Raw genomic sequence first — 15285 nt, 5'->3', positions numbered from 1 at the left:
GGTCAGACTTTGAAGCGCGACACGCCGCCACGCAGGCCCGCGGCCACCTGGCTTAGCTCATCGATGGCAAAACTGGCCTGGCGCAGCGACTCGACGGTCTGGGTGCTGGCATCGCTGAGCTGGGCCAGCGCCTGGTTGATCTGCTCGGCACCGGTGGCCTGGGCCTGCATGCCTTCGTTGACCATCAGCACGCGCGGTGCCAGGGCCTGCACCTGGTGGATGATCTGGCTGAGCTGCTCGCCCACCTGTTGTACTTCGAACATGCCGCGGCGCACTTCTTCGGAGAACTTGTCCATGCCCATGACCCCAGCCGACACGGCCGACTGGATCTCGCGCACCATCTGCTCGATGTCGTAGGTGGCGACGGCGGTCTGGTCGGCCAGGCGGCGCACTTCGGTGGCGACCACGGCAAAGCCGCGACCATATTCGCCGGCCTTTTCTGCCTCGATGGCGGCGTTGAGCGACAGCAGGTTGGTCTGGTCGGCAACCTTGACGATGGTGACCACCATCTGGGTGATGTTGCTGGCTTTCTCGTTGAGGATGCCAAGCTTGGCGTTGACCAGATCGGCTGCGCCCATCACCTGGTGCATGGTCTCTTCCATGCGCGCCAGGCCCTGCTGCCCGGAGCCTGCCAGGCTGGAGGCCTGGTCAGCGGCGGTCGTCACTTCGGTCATGGTGCGCACCAGGTCGCGCGAAGTGGCGGCGATTTCTCGCGAGGTGGCGCCGATTTCGGTGGTGGTGGCGGCCGTTTCGGTGGCGGTGGCCTGCTGTTGCTTGGACGTGGCGGCAATTTCGGTAACCGAGGTGGTCACCTGCACCGACGAGCGTTGCGCCTGGGCTACCAGGTTGGCCAGTGCTTCGGCCATCTCGTTGAAACCGCTTTCGATGGCACCGAACTCGTCCTTGCGGTCCAGGCTCAGGCGCATGCTCAGGTCGCCCGAGCGCAGCTTGTCGAGGGCATGCACGATACGTTGCATGGGCGCGGTGATGGCGCGCATCAGCAGCAAGCCGCAGATGCCAGCGGCAACGATTGCCAGCAGCAGCGAAACGACCATGCTGCCCTTGGCCGTGCTCACGGCGCTGACGATCTCGTTGGTGGCGGCGTCGGCTGATGCCCGGTTGTTCTCGATCACTTCATTCAAGTGCTTGCGCCCATCTACCCAGGCCGGGGTCAGCACTTCGATGATCAGCCGTTCGGCTTCGGCGTAGTTGTGCTGGCGGTAAGTATCCAGCACCTGGTTGACGATCTTCAGGTAGCCCTCTTCCAACTGCACGAAGTTGTCGAAGCGGGTTTGATCATCCTTGTCCTGGATGGTGGCCTGGTAGCTGGCCATGTGTTGCTTGAGCCGGTCTTCGAAGCTTTTGAACAGCTCCATGTCGGCCGAAGTGATTTCACGGTGGTTGGACAGGCCCACCAGTTGCTGGCTGGTGACGTAGCTATCGACCCAGGCGCTGCGGATCATCGAGCTGTAGTAGACCCCGGGAATGCTGTCGGTCCCTACCGCCTCTTCGGCGGTTTCGATGGTCACCAACCGCGAATAGGCGGCCACGATCATCAGCAGCATGATGGCGATGATCACGGCGAAACTTGCCAGGATCCGTTGGCGCAAGGTCCAGTTTTTCACATTCAGCCCTCAGGAATTCACAACGAGCGGGAAAAATCGCCGAAGTATAGCCTAGAGGCCTTACGGTTTTGCGGGTGAAGTGAAGGGTAAACAGGCAGCAGTGCTGATGGACACGCCATTTGGGCAAAGGCAATTGGGGCCGCTGCGCGGCCCCGATCACTAACCTGCGGCAAGCCGCGCCTGGCTATCCAGCGCCTGGCGCAAGCCTGGGTCCAGGCGCAACTGGCGGGCCAGCTCGTCCAGGTAGGCCCGCTCCATGAAGTTTTCCTCGTCGACCATCATCACGCTGGCCAGGTACATCTCGGCAGCCATCTCCGGCGTTTGCGCGGCGCGGGCCACTTCAGCCGGGTCCAGCGGCTTGTTCAACTCGGCGTGCAGCCAGTGCTGCAATTCGCGGTCGCTGTCCAGGCGGGTGAACTCGCCCTCGATCAACGCCCGCTCGCGCTCGTCGATATGGCCATCGGACTTGGCCGCTGCCACCAGCGCCCTCAGCACCGCCTGGCTGTGCTGCTCGACCTGGGCCGGCGGCAGGCGGTCGACGGTTTGCGGCTCGCTTGCAGCTACCCGCTGATTGGCCTGCCAGTTGCCGTAAGCTTTGTAGGCCAACACGCCCAGCGCGGCCAAGCCACCGTAAGTCAGAGCCTTGCCGCCGTACTTGCGCGCCTTCTTGTTCCCCAGCAACAAGCCCAGCGCCCCCCCACCCAACAGGCCGCCGCCTGCTCCAGACAACAGCCCGCCAAGCCCGCCTGACGCGCCGCCAGGCTTGTTGGCGCCGCCTTGTTTTTCAAGCAATTGCTGGCCGGACTTGAGGAGCTGATCAAGCAAACCCCGAGTATTCATGCGCGTGTCTCCACGTAAGAAGATTCAAGCGCCAGAGTAAGGCTTGGCGCAGCACACGCCATGCAGGGATTTGCTTCCGGATGTTGCGTTAGCTGGCAAAAAGCCAACTAGACTCGATATCGCCAATACCTCGCACCCGCGCACTACGCTTATAACGATTGCTTCACCGCTTGCTTGATGACTGCCCCGAACAAGATCGCCAAGAAGAGGGAACACCATGTCAGTGCACAAGACCGCATTGCTCGGCGCCATGACTGGCGCCGTGCTGGCCAGCGCCAGCCTGCAGGCCGCCGAACCGCCCAAGGCCCTGGGGGCCGGCGAGGGGCGCCTGGACATCGTCGCCTGGCCCGGCTACATCGAGCGCGGTGAAAGCGACAAGGCCTACGACTGGGTGACCGGTTTCGAGAAGGAAACCGGCTGCAAGGTCAGCGTGAAAACCGCCGCCACCTCGGACGAAATGGTCAGCCTGATGACCAAGGGCGGCTATGACCTGGTGACCGCCTCGGGCGACGCCTCGCTGCGGCTGATCGTCGGCAAGCGCGTACAGCCGATCAACACCGCCTTGATCCCCAACTGGAAAAACATCGACCCACGCCTGCAGAACGGCGGCTGGTACGTGGTCGACAAGCAAGTGTATGGCACCCCGTATCAATGGGGGCCGAACGTGCTGCTGTACAACACCAATACCTTCAAGCAGGCGCCAACCAGCTGGAGCGTTGTGTTCCAGCCGCAGGACCTGCCTGACGGCAAACCGAACAAGGGGCGCGTGCAAGCCTATGACGGGCCGATCTACATCGCCGACGCCGCCCTGTACTTGAAGTCGGCCAAGCCCGAACTGGGTATCAAGGACCCGTACGAACTGAACGAGGAGCAATACAAGGCCGTGCTGGAACTGCTGCGCCAGCAGCAACCGCTGATCCACCGCTACTGGCATGACGCCACGGTGCAGATGAGCGACGTGAAGAACGAAGGCGTGGTCGCCTCCAGTTCATGGGGCTACATGGTCAATGGCCTGAAGGCCGAGAACCAGCCAGTGGCCTCGACCATTCCCAAGGAGGGTGCGACCGGCTGGGCCGACACCACCATGCTGCACGCCGAGGCCAAGCACCCCAACTGCGCCTACAAGTGGATGGACTGGTCGCTGCAGCCGAAGGTGCAGGGCGACGTGGCGGCCTGGTTCGGCTCGTTGCCGGCGGTGCCGGCTGCCTGTACAGGCAGCCAATTGCTGGGCGCCGAGGGCTGCAAGACCAATGGCTTCGACAATTTCGACAAGATTGCCTTCTGGAAAACCCCGCAGGCCCAGGGCGGCAAGTTCGTGCCGTATAGCCGCTGGACCCAGGACTACATTGCAATCATGGGTGGGCGCTGAGGTTGCCTGAATGCCTGATCCTGCCTTTTCGCGGGTTTACCCGCGCAAAGGCAGGATCAGGAGCAAGCCCATTGCCCGGAGCCCACGCATGCCCCTAGCCGTCCAGTTCACCCAGGTTTCCCGCACCTTCGGCGAGGTCAAGGCCGTCGACCAGGTCAGCATCGATATCATCGATGGCGAGTTCTTCTCCATGCTTGGCCCTTCCGGCTCGGGCAAGACCACTTGCCTGCGCCTGATCGCCGGCTTCGAACAACCCTCCAGCGGTTCGATCCGCATCCACGGGGTGGAGGCCGCTGGCATGCCGCCCTACCAACGTGACGTCAACACCGTGTTCCAGGACTACGCACTGTTCCCGCACATGAACGTGTTGGACAACATCGCCTATGGCCTGAAGGTAAAGGGCGTGGCCAAGGCCGAACGCCATAGTCGCGCCGAAGAAGCCCTGGCCATGGTGGCCCTGGCCGGCTACGGCACGCGCAAACCAGCGCAACTGTCTGGCGGCCAGCGCCAGCGTGTGGCCCTGGCCCGTGCACTGGTCAACCGGCCGCGCGTGCTGCTGCTGGACGAGCCGCTGGGCGCACTGGACCTGAAGTTGCGCGAACAGATGCAAGGGGAGCTGAAAAAGCTGCAACGCCAGCTGGGCATCACCTTCATCTTCGTCACCCACGACCAGACCGAAGCGCTGTCGATGTCCGACCGGGTCGCGGTGTTCAACCGTGGCCGCATCGAACAGGTCGACACCCCGCGCAATCTGTACATGAAGCCCGCCACCACCTTCGTCGCCGAATTCGTCGGCACCTCCAACGTGGTACGTGGCGAGCTGGCCATGCAGCTCAACGGCAGCCCGGCCCCCTTCTCCATCCGTCCCGAGCACATCCGCCTGGGCGACCTTGTGGTCACCAGCCACGAAGTGCAGGTAAGCGGCCTGTTGCGCGATATCCAGTACCAGGGCAGCGCCACCCGCTACGAGCTGCAATTGGACAACGGCCAACTGCTGGCGGTAAGCCAGGCCAACGACCGCTGGCAGGCACAGGCACAGGCCTGGCAGACCGGGCAGCGGCTGCAGGCGCACTGGCCACGCGAGGCAATGACGGTGCTGCAGGAAACCGAGGGCCGCTGACATGAGCACACTGCGCGACCTATCCAACCTGCTGTACCGGCGCCCCAACCTGTACCTGGCACTGCTATTGATACCGCCGCTGACCTGGTTCGGCGCAATCTACCTGGGCTCGCTGCTGAACCTGCTGTGGCAGGGTTTCTATACCTTCGACGATTTCACCATGGCGGTGACCCCGGACCTGACCCTGGGCAACTTCGCCGCGCTGTTCAACCCGTCGAACTTCGACATCATCCTGCGCACCCTGGGCATGGCAGTGGCGGTGTCGCTGGCCAGTGCGGTGCTGGCCTTCCCCATCGCCTACTACATGGCGCGCTATACCAGCGGCAAGACCAAGGCATTTTTCTACATCGCGGTGATGATGCCGATGTGGGCCAGCTATATCGTCAAAACCTATGCCTGGACCCTGCTGTTGGCCAAGGGCGGCGTGGCCCAGTGGTTCGTCCAGTTGTTGCACCTGGATGCCCTGCTGCAGGCGCTGTTGGCGGTGCCTGGCGTGGGCGGCAGCACGCTGTCGACCTCGCACCTGGGGCGCTTTCTGGTGTTCGTGTACATCTGGCTGCCGTTCATGATCCTGCCCATCCAGGCCTCGCTGGAGCGCTTGCCACCGTCGCTGCTGCAAGCTTCGGCCGACCTCGGCGCACGGCCGGGGCAAACGTTCGTGCAGGTGATCCTGCCGTTGTCTATCCCCGGCATCGCCGCCGGCTCGATCTTCACCTTCTCGCTCACCCTGGGCGACTTCATCGTGCCGCAACTGGTCGGCCCGCCCGGCTACTTCATCGGCAGCATGGTCTATGCCCAGCAGGGGGCGATTGGCAACATGCCGATGGCTGCCGCGTTCACCTTGGTGCCCATCGTGCTAATCGCGGTGTACCTGTCCATCGTCAAGCGCCTGGGGGCCTTCGATGCACTCTGAAAAAGCATCACCGGGGCTGCGCCTGGCGGCCTGGGGCGGGTTGCTGTTCCTGCACTTCCCGATCCTGATCATCTTTCTGTACGCCTTCAACACCGAAGACGCGGCGTTCAGCTTCCCGCCCAAGGGCTTCACCCTGAAGTGGATTGGCGTGGCCTTCGCCCGGCCCGATGTGCTGGAGGCAATCAAGCTGTCACTGCAGGTGGCCTGCCTCGCCACGCTGATCGCGCTGGTCCTGGGCACACTAGCCTCGGCTGCGCTGTACCGGCGCAGCTTTTTCGGCAAGGAGAGCATTTCGCTGATGCTGATCCTGCCCATCGCCCTGCCCGGCATCATCACCGGCATCGCCCTGCTCTCGGCGTTCAAGACCTTGGGGATCGAGCCTGGTGTGTTCACCATCGTGGTCGGCCACGCCACGTTCTGCGTGGTGATCGTCTACAACAACGTGATCGCCCGCCTGCGGCGCACCTCGCAGAGCCTGATCGAAGCGTCGATGGACCTGGGCGCCGATGGCTGGCAGACCTTCCGCTACATCATCCTGCCCAACCTCGGTTCGGCGCTGCTGGCCGGCGGCATGCTGGCCTTTGCCCTGTCGTTCGATGAAATCATCGTCACCACCTTCACCGCCGGCCACGAACGCACGCTGCCGATCTGGCTGCTCAACCAACTCAGCCGCCCGCGTGACGTACCGGTGACCAACGTGGTCGCCATGCTGGTGATGCTGGTGACCATGCTGCCAATCCTTGGCGCCTATTACCTGACCCGTGGCGGCGAAAGCGTCGCGGGCAGTGGCAAATGACCCTGGAGGAGTCCCCGATGCAAACGCAGATGCTGATCAATGGCCAACTGGTCGCGGGCCAAGGCCCCGCCTGGACCGTGCTCGACCCCGCGCAGGGCACCGCCCTGGCGCAGATCAACGAAGCCACCGAGGCCCAGGTGGACAGCGCCGTGCGCGCCGCCGACCTGGCCTTCGACAGCTGGTCGCAAACCAGCCCCAAAGAGCGCTCGCAGGCCTTGCTGGCGCTGGCGGACGCCATCGAAGCCCACGGCGATGAACTGGCCCGGCTGGAATCGCAGAACTGCGGCAAGCCGCTGAGCGCCGCGCTGAATGACGAGATACCGGCGATTGCCGACGTGTTTCGTTACTTTGCCGGTGCGGCGCGCTGCCTGGGCGGCTCGGCGGCGGGCGAGTACCTACCAGGCCACACCTCGATGATCCGCCGCGACCCGCTGGGCGTGGTGGCCTCGATTGCCCCGTGGAACTACCCATTGATGATGCTGGCCTGGAAGATCGCCCCGGCCCTGGCAGCCGGCAATACGGTGGTGATCAAACCGTCGGAGCTGACGCCGCTGACGGCCCTGCGCCTGGGCGAGTTGGCCAAGGATCTGCTGCCACCGGGTGTACTGAACATTCTCTTTGGCCGCGGCCAGACCGTCGGCAACCCGCTGGTCAACCATCCCAAGGTGCGCATGGTGTCGCTGACCGGCTCGATCCCCACAGGTGCACACATCATCAGCGCCACCGCCGACAGTGTGAAGCGCATGCACATGGAGCTGGGTGGCAAGGCCCCTGTGCTGGTGTTCGACGACGCCGACATCGACGCCGCCATCGATGGCATCCGCACCTTCGGCTTCTACAACGCCGGCCAGGACTGCACCGCAGCCTGCCGCCTGTATGTGCAGGACGGTATCTACGAGCGCTTTGTCGAACGCCTGGGTGAAGCCGTAGCGAGCCTGAAACCGGGCTTGCAGGAGGCCGAGGACACCGAGCTGGGGCCGCTGATCAGTGCCCAGCACCGCGACAAGGTTGCCGGGCTGGTGCAGCGGGCCATCGCCCAGCCGCACATTCGCCTGGTAACCGGTGGCAAGGCGATTGACGGCGACGGCTTCTTCTTCGAGCCGACCGTGCTGGCGGATGCCCAGCAGGACGACGAGATCGTGCGCAACGAAGTGTTCGGCCCAGTGGTATCGGTCACCCGCTTTACCGATGAAGCGCAGGCGCTGGAATGGGCCAACGACTCCAACTACGGCCTGGCCTCATCGGTATGGACCCGCGACACAGGCCGTGCCCACCGCCTGGCGGCGCGCTTGCAGTACGGCTGCACTTGGGTGAATACCCACTTCATGCTGGTCAGTGAAATGCCCCATGGCGGGCAGAAGCACTCAGGGTATGGGAAGGACATGTCGATGTATGGGCTTGAGGATTACACCTGCGTGCGGCATGTGATGATCAAGCACTAGCCCGCTGAACATACGCGGTTGTTGTAGGTGCGCGCATGCGTTCCTACAACAACCGCGTAAAGGCCTGGATCAGTCCCGCAGATCCGACTCGTGAATCGGGTTGGCCCGGCTGGTCGCGCGCTGGTATTGCGCAGGCCAGGTCGCCTTGTTGCCGCCCAGGTCATCGTCGGCATGCAGCGGCCAGTACGGGTCGCGCAGCAGTTCACGGGCGAGGAAGATGATATCGGCCTGGCCGGTGCGCAAAATATGCTCGGCCTGGGCCGGTTCGGTGATCATGCCCACGGTGCCGGTGGCGATTTCCGATTCCTTGCGCACGCGCTCGGCGAAGCGGGTCTGATAGCCAGGGCCGGTGGGGATTTCGGCGTTTACCGAGGTCCCGCCAGAGGACACATCGATCAGGTCTACGCCCAACCCTCGCAGACGTCGGGCCAGTTCAACGGTTTCATCGGGGTTCCAGCCATCTTCGACCCAATCGGTTGCCGATACCCGCACGAACAATGGCAACTCGGCCGGCCAGACCTTGCGCACGGCCTCCACCACTTGCAAGGTCAGGCGGATGCGGTTTTCGAAGCAGCTGCCGTACTCGTCGCGGCGTTGGTTACTCAGCGGCGAGAGGAACTGGTGCAACAGGTAGCCATGGGCAGCATGAATTTCCACCACCTTGAAACCGGCCTTCAAGGCGCGCTCAGTCGAGGCAACGAAGGCGTCGATAACACCCTGGATCTCGTTCTCGGTCAGCTCGCGTGGCGCTGTGTGCTGCGGGTCGAAGGCGATCTTCGAAGGGCCCACCGGCTGCCACCCGCCGTCTTCGAGCTTCACACTACCCTGCTTGCCCAGCCATGGGCGATAGGTGCTGGCCTTGCGCCCGGCGTGTGCCAGCTGGATACCGGGCACGGCGCCTTGGGCGGTGATGAAGCGAGTGATGCGTTGCAACGGGGCGATCTGCGTGTCGTCCCACAGGCCGAGGTCTTCGGCGGTGATGCGGCCATCGGCGGTGACCGCCACGGCTTCGGTGATCACCAGGCCCGCACCACCAACGGCGCGGCTGCCTAAATGGACAAGGTGCCAATCGTTGGCCAGGCCATCGATAGCGGAATACTGGCACATCGGCGAGACGGCGATGCGGTTGGGCAGGGTCAGCTGACGCAGGGTGTAAGGCTCAAGCAGCAGGCTCATGAGGGCACCTCCCAAGGACTCCAATGGTGATCCGGCCCGGACACTCAATTGCACGTCCCTGGCCCAGGTCCGGTCATAACTTCAGACTAGACCAGAATGGGTGGGGGGGATGTTCCGTGGGATTTTGGGGTGGCTGGCGGTCGGTCAAAGGCAGATTTTAGCGGGCCCATACCTGATAGGAATTTCAGATGTTCCCTACGACTCAGATCTGGTGTATGTGATCGAGACGTACAACCGGGAAGCAGTGGAAGGCATTGTGTTCTTCTCACTGCTTGGTTTGGCCTCGTTTGTCGCAGCAGGCGTAATGCACTGGCAAAACCGGCAGCGGAAAAAACAATCCGAGATCAGTCAATAGCCGTTGCACCTGACACCGGGGGCGGGTTTACCCGTGAAGAATGTGACGCGGTGAATGGCACCCGCTTTGCCGGTGTTCGCGGGTAAACCCGCTCCCACAGGTACTGCGCAAGCCCTGAACCAGCCGCCGGCCCTCTGGGAGCGTTGGGCTCAGCGTGGCTCCATGTGGGCAATCATCAACTGCACACTTTCATTGCCACGAAACTCGTTCACATCCAGCTTGTACGCCAGTTCGACCCAGCGCACGGTCGGGTTCGGCCACACTTCGCGGTCAACGCCGAAGGCGATGCCATCCAGTCGCACCGAACCACACTCGCTCTTGAGCACCACCTTCAGGTGCCGCTCGCCCACCACGCGCTGCTCCACCAGTTGGAACACGCCGTGGAACAGCGGCTCGGGGAAATGCTGGCCCCACGGCCCGGCATGGCGCAAGGCCTTGGCCAGGTCGAGGTGGAATTCCTCCACGGCCAGGCTGCCATCAGACAACAGCCGGCCTGTCAGGTCTTCCTCGCGCAGCTGGCGCCGCACTTCTTCGTCGAACGCCTCGGCAAACGCCTGGAAATTGCCTTCAGGCAACGACAACCCCGCCGCCATGGCGTGGCCGCCGAATTTGCTGATCAGTTGCGGGTGGCGGGCCGCTACGGCATCCAGCGCGTCGCGGATATGGAACCCTGGTACCGAACGCGCCGAGCCTTTCAGCATGCCTTCGCCGGCATCGGCAAAGGCAATGGTTGGACGGTGATAACGCTCTTTAAGGCGCGACGCCAAAATACCGATTACACCCTGGTGCCAGTCGGCATCGAACAAACACAGACCATACGGCATCGACTCGACCGGCAGGTCCTTGAGCTGGGCCAGGGCTTCGCGCTGCATCCCCTGCTCGATGGACTTGCGGTCCTGGTTCAGGTCGTCTAGCTGCTGGGCCATGTCCTGGGCCAGTGCCGCGTCTTCGCACAGCAGGCATTCAATGCCCAGGCTCATGTCGTCCAGGCGACCGGCGGCGTTCAGCCGTGGGCCGAGGATGAAACCCAGGTCAGTCGAGGTGATACGCCGGTGATCGCGGCGGGCCACTTCGAGAATCGCCTTCAGCCCTGGCCGGGCACGACCGGCGCGGATGCGCTCGAGGCCCTGGTGCACCAGGATGCGGTTGTTGGCATCCAGCGGCACCACGTCGGCAACGCTGCCCAACGCGACCAGGTCGAGCAGTTCGCCTATGTTCGGCTGTGCTTGCGTCTCGTAACGGCCCAGGCTGCGCAGTCGCGCGCGCAGGGCCATCAGCACGTAGAAGATCACCCCTACCCCGGCCAACGACTTGCTGGGGAACGTACAGCCCGGCTGATTGGGGTTGATGATGGCGTCTGCGTCGGGCAACTGCTGGCCTGGCAGGTGATGGTCGGTGACCAGCACCTTGAGCCCAGCGGCCTTGGCCGCCGCCACACCCTCGACGCTGGAAATGCCATTGTCCACGGTAATCAGCAGTTGCGGCTGGCGTTGCAGCGCCACTTCGACGATTTCCGGGGTCAGGCCATAGCCATACTCGAAGCGGTTGGGTACCAGGTAATCGACATGGGCCGCACCCAGTAGGCGCAGGCCCAGCACCCCTACGGTGCTTGCGGTGGCACCGTCGGCATCGAAATCGCCAACAATGAGGATACGCTGGCGCTGGTCGAGCGCCTCGACCAGCAGGTCGACACCGGCCTCGATGCCCTTTAGCTGCTGGTACGGCAGCAGGCGCGCCAGGCTTTTGTCCAGCTCGGCCTCGCTCTGCACGCCGCGCGCGGCGTACAGACGGGTGAGCAAAGGTGGCAGATTACCCAGAAATGGCAGGGTCGGCGGCAGAGGGCGAGGTTCGATGCGCATGGGTTGCTTCAGCCACGCTCACCAAGCAGCCACTGCAGTTGTACCTCATGCTGGCCACGGTCGTCGGTGACGAATACCGTGCCTTCGCTGATCATCACGTCCCACTTGATGCTGCGCGGCATGTCGGTCGCCAAGGTTTCCAGCACCTCTTGCGGTACAGCGGCAATGCTCAGGTTCTTCAGGTTCTTGACCGCGCTCACCACTTTGCCCTCCCACACCCGCAGGCTGCCGTAGGCCAGCAGGCTGGTGCGTTCGGTACGGCGCGAGCACCAGGTCAGGCGGTCGGCGTCTGGCTGGCCCACTTCGATCCAATGCAACACGCGATCGTCCAGGCTCTTTTCCCAAAGCGCCGGCTCATCGACATCCGACAGGCCACGGCCAAACGACAAGTTCTCGTTGTACCAGAGCGCATACGCCAACAGACGAACCGCCATACGCTCTTCGGTTTCCGAAGGGTGGCGAGCGATGGTCTGCTTGACGCTTTCGTAGACGTTGCGGTCAAGGTCGGTGAGATTCAATTCGAACTTGTAGGTGGTGGACGGCTGGGCCATGGTCGACGGGCTTCGTGCAAAAGAAAAGTGGCACAGTCTACCCCATCCGCACCTTCCATGCGCCGCAGCAGTACCCGGCGAAACCGACGTGTGATAAAACCACGGCACTGCCCAACTGCCACGGATGCCCCATGTCGACGCCCAGCAAACCCCTCGCCGGCCTTAAAGTTGTCGAACTCGGCACCTTGATCGCCGGGCCGTTCGCCTCGCGTATCTGTGCCGAATTCGGCGCCGAGGTGGTCAAGGTCGAATCGCCCGATGGCGGCGACCCGTTGCGCAAGTGGCGCAAGCTGTACGAGGGCACGTCGCTATGGTGGTTCGTGCAGGCCCGCAACAAACAGTCGCTCACCCTCAACCTCAAGCACCCCGAGGGGCGCGAGATTCTCAAGCGCCTGCTGGCCGAGGCCGACATCCTGATCGAAAACTTTCGCCCAGGCGTGCTGGAAAAGCTTGGCCTGGGCTGGGATGTACTGCATGCGCTGAACCCGCGCCTGGTAATGGTGCGCCTGTCAGGCTTTGGCCAAACCGGGCCGATGAAAGACCAGCCGGGCTTCGGCGCGGTGGGCGAGTCGATGGGCGGCCTGCGCTACATCACCGGTTTCGACGACCGCCCGCCGGTGCGCACGGGCATTTCCATCGGTGATTCGATTGCCGCCCTGTGGGGGGTCATCGGCGCACTAATGGCGTTGCGCCACCGGGAAGTCAATGGCGGCCAGGGCCAGGTGGTGGACGTGGCGCTGTACGAAGCGATCTTTGCCATGATGGAAAGCATGGTCCCGGAATTCGATGTGTTCGGTTTTATCCGCGAACGCACCGGCAACATCATGCCAGGCATTACGCCCTCCTCCATCCACACCAGCGCCGACGGCAAGCATGTGCAGATCGGCGCCAACGGCGATGCGATCTTCAAGCGCTTCATGCAAGCGATCGGCCGCGACGACCTGGCCGACGACCCGACCCTGGCCAGCAACGACGGCCGCGACCTGCGTCGTGACGAGTTGTACGGGGTGATCGATCGCTGGGCCAACAGCCTGCCGCTGGAGCAATTGATGCAGGTGCTTACCACCGCCGAAGTACCGGCCAGCCGTATCTATTCAGCCGAAGACATGTTCAACGACCCGCAGTACCTGGCACGCGAGATGTTCCTGCAGGCCAAGCTGCCGGATGGCAAGCCATTTCGCATGCCCGGCATTGTGCCCAAGTTGTCGGAGACCCCCGGTTCCAGCGAATGGGTCGGCCCGGCCCTTGGCGAGCACACCGAGGCACTGCTCGCCAGCCTGGGCTATGACGCGGCGGCCATCGCCAGCCTGCGCGTAGCAGGCACGGTCTGACTCTGGCGCTGCCCGGTTTCATGCGCGCGGCCCGCTGCCTACGTCACCTGGTCCTGCTGTGCGGGCTATTGCCCGCACTGCTGCTACAGCCTGTCAGTGCCAAGGAACACATCTTCTGGCTGGTGCGCGACCTGCCGCCGTTCACCATTTTCGAAGGCCCGGAAAAGGGCCAGGGGGTGATCGACCAGTTGTTGCCACTGCTGATCGGGCAGATGCCCGAGTACGACCACACCATTTTGCGGGTCAACCGCGCCCGCGGCCTTCAGATGCTGCAAGACCGCAACAGCTTCACCTGCGACCCGACCCTGCTATGGACCCCGGAACGGGCCGAATACGTGCGTTTTTCCATGCCGTCGCTGGGTGTGGTCAGCGGCGGGCTGGTGCTGCGCAAGGAAAACCAGGCGCTGATGGCGCCCTACCTCGACGGCCAGCAGGTAGACCTGCATGGTTTGCTGAGCAACAACGCGCTGAAGCTGGGGATTGTTGCAGAACGCAGTTACGGCACGCAGATCGACGCCATTCTGCGTCAGTTGCCCGACACCGCGCTCAGCCGCCATTATGGCAACGACGCCACTGCCAACCTGCTGCAGATGCAACAACTGGGGCGTTTGCGCCTGGTGCTCGGCTACTGGCCTGAGGTGCGCTATCTCATCCAGCAACAAGGTGGTTCACTGGCTGATTACCAGTTTCATCCTGTGCAGGGGGTAGAACGCTATCAGTTTCTGCATGTGGGTTGCTCGGACAACCCTCTGGGGCGCGAAGCGATTGCGCATATCGATCAGCTGTTACCCAGGCTGCGCCAGGATGTATTGCCGGCGCTGTATGCGCGCTGGCTGGACCCTGCGCTGCAGGAAGACTACCTGGAAGAGAGCAAGCGTTTCTTCGAAGCGCAGTAGTTGCAGCCCATCGCGCCAAAAAAAGCCGCGCCTACAGGCGACTGCGCAGAACCCAAAAAGAAACCCCGGACGCTGGGGAAGACGCCCGGGGCCAAGCGAAAGTCCTTGGAGACTTCCCGTGACAGCCCTGCCAGCGCCGGAGCAAAGCGCTGGCCGGCTGCCCCTACTGTGTCTGATAAGCCACTCAGGCAAAGGTTCCCTGGGGTTGCTGACGCTGCTGCAATGCGGCAATCACACACGGCTGCAAACGCCCTTCTGCTATTTGCAAGTCACGGTGCAAGCCATCCACCAAATCGATCAGCAGGCGTTGCTCCTGCAACTGTCGCTCGCTGACCATGCGCCGCAAGGTAATACCGGCAAGGCGGTCATGAACGGTCAATTGGCGATTGCCACTGGCATCGGCGCTGCCGAGGTGTGCCTGATAGGGGGCTAGGGCGTCGTTGAGCAGGCTGCAGATTCTTTCCATCCGGATCACTCGCTGCGTGGTGGGATCTAAAGGAACTGACCAACAGGCACAGCAGAAAGTTCGTCACACTGCGGCTGTCTCAGTGAGCATGCGGGGCCGACATGACAGCTTTACTACACCGCCCTGGGCGCACCTGCAGTGTTTGCAGGGCGTGCTGCAGGCCCGGCATCGACAGCGGCCAGGGCAGCTCGGCGAGCACCCACAGGCCGCGTTTTCTGGCCTCTTGGGCAAGGTTTTGACGATTGGGCGCGGGCTGGCCGACGAACAGCAATGCGCGCGCATTGTGTTGCTGGGCGAGCAAGGCAAGACCGGCCCGCGTTGGCATGGCGTGGTCGAGGATCAACAAATCGGGGCGATGCTCAGCGCTGAGGCAGGCATCCAGGTCACCGGTGCTCGTGCTGATGCGCACGTTGAAGACACCCTGGCTATTGAGCGCCTGGTGCAGCAGGATCTGGTGGGATGGGCGTGCCTGGTGGATCAACACGTAGGTCTGGTGCATGAGCCGCTCCGGATGGGAGGACCGGCTAATCTAGGCGTTGCGCCCAG

Annotated in this window: 15 protein-coding genes; 8 read left to right on the top strand and 7 right to left on the bottom strand. The window is 63.2% G+C overall.

The genetic code is table 11. The features are described from left to right. Window positions 1-2 precede the first annotated feature (2 nt). On the bottom strand, window positions 3-1625 hold the full coding sequence (locus DM807_RS01515; protein ID WP_012270782.1) for a methyl-accepting chemotaxis protein: 1623 nt from the start codon (window positions 1623-1625) through the stop codon (window positions 3-5). Window positions 1626-1784: 159 nt separating this feature from the next. Beyond that, window positions 1785-2465, bottom strand: a complete 681-nt coding sequence (locus DM807_RS01510) for a tellurite resistance TerB family protein (RefSeq protein WP_012270781.1) — start codon at window positions 2463-2465, stop codon at window positions 1785-1787. A 217-nt stretch (window positions 2466-2682) separates the two neighbouring features. On the opposite strand from DM807_RS01510, the gene ydcS reads away from it, so the two are divergent. The 5 genes from ydcS (at window position 2683) to DM807_RS01485 (ending at window position 8105) form a co-directional block, all read left to right on the top strand. After that, complete coding sequence (ydcS, locus tag DM807_RS01505) at window positions 2683-3834, top strand: putative ABC transporter substrate-binding protein YdcS (RefSeq protein ID WP_012270780.1); 1152 nt, start codon at window positions 2683-2685, stop codon at window positions 3832-3834. 88 nt (window positions 3835-3922) lie between these two features. Next, complete coding sequence (locus DM807_RS01500) at window positions 3923-4954, top strand: ABC transporter ATP-binding protein (RefSeq protein ID WP_041166392.1); 1032 nt, start codon at window positions 3923-3925, stop codon at window positions 4952-4954. Window position 4955: 1 nt separating this feature from the next. Continuing rightward, window positions 4956-5867 (top strand): ABC transporter permease, encoded by a 912-nt coding sequence (locus tag DM807_RS01495; protein ID WP_179026979.1) that lies wholly within the window; start codon window positions 4956-4958, stop codon window positions 5865-5867. Next, window positions 5857-6663: an ABC transporter permease gene (locus tag DM807_RS01490; protein WP_012270777.1), complete on the top strand. Its 807-nt coding sequence runs from the start codon at window positions 5857-5859 to the stop codon at window positions 6661-6663. The genes DM807_RS01495 and DM807_RS01490 overlap by 11 nt, the downstream gene beginning before the upstream one ends. 17 nt (window positions 6664-6680) lie before the next feature. Next, window positions 6681-8105, top strand: coding sequence for a gamma-aminobutyraldehyde dehydrogenase (locus tag DM807_RS01485; RefSeq protein WP_060514829.1), 1425 nt, complete (start codon window positions 6681-6683; stop codon window positions 8103-8105). A gap of 69 nt (window positions 8106-8174) precedes the next feature. Here DM807_RS01485 and DM807_RS01480 read toward each other — a convergent pair whose 3' ends face one another. Continuing rightward, on the bottom strand, window positions 8175-9281 hold the full coding sequence (locus DM807_RS01480) for an NADH:flavin oxidoreductase/NADH oxidase (protein ID WP_060492690.1): 1107 nt from the start codon (window positions 9279-9281) through the stop codon (window positions 8175-8177). Window positions 9282-9390: 109 nt separating this feature from the next. Between DM807_RS01480 and DM807_RS01475 the strand changes: the two genes are divergently transcribed. Next, on the top strand, window positions 9391-9636 hold the full coding sequence (locus DM807_RS01475; protein ID WP_179026978.1) for a hypothetical protein: 246 nt from the start codon (window positions 9391-9393) through the stop codon (window positions 9634-9636). Window positions 9637-9785: 149 nt separating this feature from the next. On the opposite strand, the gene recJ is transcribed toward DM807_RS01475, so the two are convergent. Together recJ and DM807_RS01465 are read right to left on the bottom strand one after the other, a co-directional pair. Further along, window positions 9786-11495 carry a single-stranded-DNA-specific exonuclease RecJ gene (recJ, locus tag DM807_RS01470; RefSeq protein ID WP_012270771.1) on the bottom strand — a complete coding sequence of 570 codons (1710 nt, stop codon included), beginning with the start codon at window positions 11493-11495 and terminating at the stop codon, window positions 9786-9788. A gap of 8 nt (window positions 11496-11503) precedes the next feature. After that, on the bottom strand, window positions 11504-12046 hold the full coding sequence (locus DM807_RS01465) for a YaeQ family protein (protein ID WP_003252169.1): 543 nt from the start codon (window positions 12044-12046) through the stop codon (window positions 11504-11506). 131 nt (window positions 12047-12177) lie between these two features. On the opposite strand from DM807_RS01465, the gene DM807_RS01460 reads away from it, so the two are divergent. Then, window positions 12178-13377: a CaiB/BaiF CoA transferase family protein gene (locus DM807_RS01460; RefSeq protein ID WP_012270770.1), complete on the top strand. Its 1200-nt coding sequence runs from the start codon at window positions 12178-12180 to the stop codon at window positions 13375-13377. 20 nt (window positions 13378-13397) lie between these two features. Further along, the gene (locus DM807_RS01455) at window positions 13398-14273 is read left to right on the top strand and encodes a TIGR02285 family protein (protein WP_012270769.1); all 876 of its coding nucleotides are present in this window, start codon (window positions 13398-13400) and stop codon (window positions 14271-14273) included. Window positions 14274-14457: 184 nt separating this feature from the next. Here the strand turns inward: DM807_RS01455 and DM807_RS01450 are convergent, their stop codons facing one another. Further along, window positions 14458-14739: a DUF3509 domain-containing protein gene (locus DM807_RS01450; RefSeq protein WP_012270768.1), complete on the bottom strand. Its 282-nt coding sequence runs from the start codon at window positions 14737-14739 to the stop codon at window positions 14458-14460. 79 nt (window positions 14740-14818) lie between these two features. Continuing rightward, window positions 14819-15238 carry an ANTAR domain-containing protein gene (locus tag DM807_RS01445; protein ID WP_179026977.1) on the bottom strand — a complete coding sequence of 140 codons (420 nt, stop codon included), beginning with the start codon at window positions 15236-15238 and terminating at the stop codon, window positions 14819-14821. Window positions 15239-15285: the final 47 nt, after the last annotated feature.

The sequence above is a fragment of the Pseudomonas hunanensis genome (genome assembly GCF_013393325.1).
GTDB lineage: Bacteria > Pseudomonadota > Gammaproteobacteria > Pseudomonadales > Pseudomonadaceae > Aquipseudomonas > Aquipseudomonas putida_P.
This window is presented reverse-complemented; position numbering and strand designations above follow the sequence as displayed.

Bases quoted from the DNA above. Each gene is read 5' to 3' on its own strand.
- DM807_RS01510 (WP_012270781.1), bottom strand. From the start codon at position 2,465: ATGAATACTCGGGGTTTGCTTGATCAGCTCCTCAAGTCCGGCCAGCAA.
- DM807_RS01485 (WP_060514829.1), top strand. From the start codon at position 6,681: ATGCAAACGCAGATGCTGATCAATGGCCAACTGGTCGCGGGCCAAGGC.
- recJ (WP_012270771.1), bottom strand. From the start codon at position 11,495: ATGCGCATCGAACCTCGCCCTCTGCCGCCGACCCTGCCATTTCTGGGT.
- DM807_RS01500 (WP_041166392.1), top strand. From the start codon at position 3,923: ATGCCCCTAGCCGTCCAGTTCACCCAGGTTTCCCGCACCTTCGGCGAG.
- DM807_RS01480 (WP_060492690.1), bottom strand. From the start codon at position 9,281: ATGAGCCTGCTGCTTGAGCCTTACACCCTGCGTCAGCTGACCCTGCCC.
- DM807_RS01460 (WP_012270770.1), top strand. From the start codon at position 12,178: ATGTCGACGCCCAGCAAACCCCTCGCCGGCCTTAAAGTTGTCGAACTC.
- DM807_RS01490 (WP_012270777.1), top strand. From the start codon at position 5,857: ATGCACTCTGAAAAAGCATCACCGGGGCTGCGCCTGGCGGCCTGGGGC.
- DM807_RS01495 (WP_179026979.1), top strand. From the start codon at position 4,956: ATGAGCACACTGCGCGACCTATCCAACCTGCTGTACCGGCGCCCCAAC.
- ydcS (WP_012270780.1), top strand. From the start codon at position 2,683: ATGTCAGTGCACAAGACCGCATTGCTCGGCGCCATGACTGGCGCCGTG.
- DM807_RS01475 (WP_179026978.1), top strand. From the start codon at position 9,391: ATGTTCCGTGGGATTTTGGGGTGGCTGGCGGTCGGTCAAAGGCAGATT.
- DM807_RS01465 (WP_003252169.1), bottom strand. From the start codon at position 12,046: ATGGCCCAGCCGTCCACCACCTACAAGTTCGAATTGAATCTCACCGAC.
- DM807_RS01450 (WP_012270768.1), bottom strand. From the start codon at position 14,739: ATGGAAAGAATCTGCAGCCTGCTCAACGACGCCCTAGCCCCCTATCAG.
- DM807_RS01445 (WP_179026977.1), bottom strand. From the start codon at position 15,238: ATGCACCAGACCTACGTGTTGATCCACCAGGCACGCCCATCCCACCAG.
- DM807_RS01455 (WP_012270769.1), top strand. From the start codon at position 13,398: ATGCGCGCGGCCCGCTGCCTACGTCACCTGGTCCTGCTGTGCGGGCTA.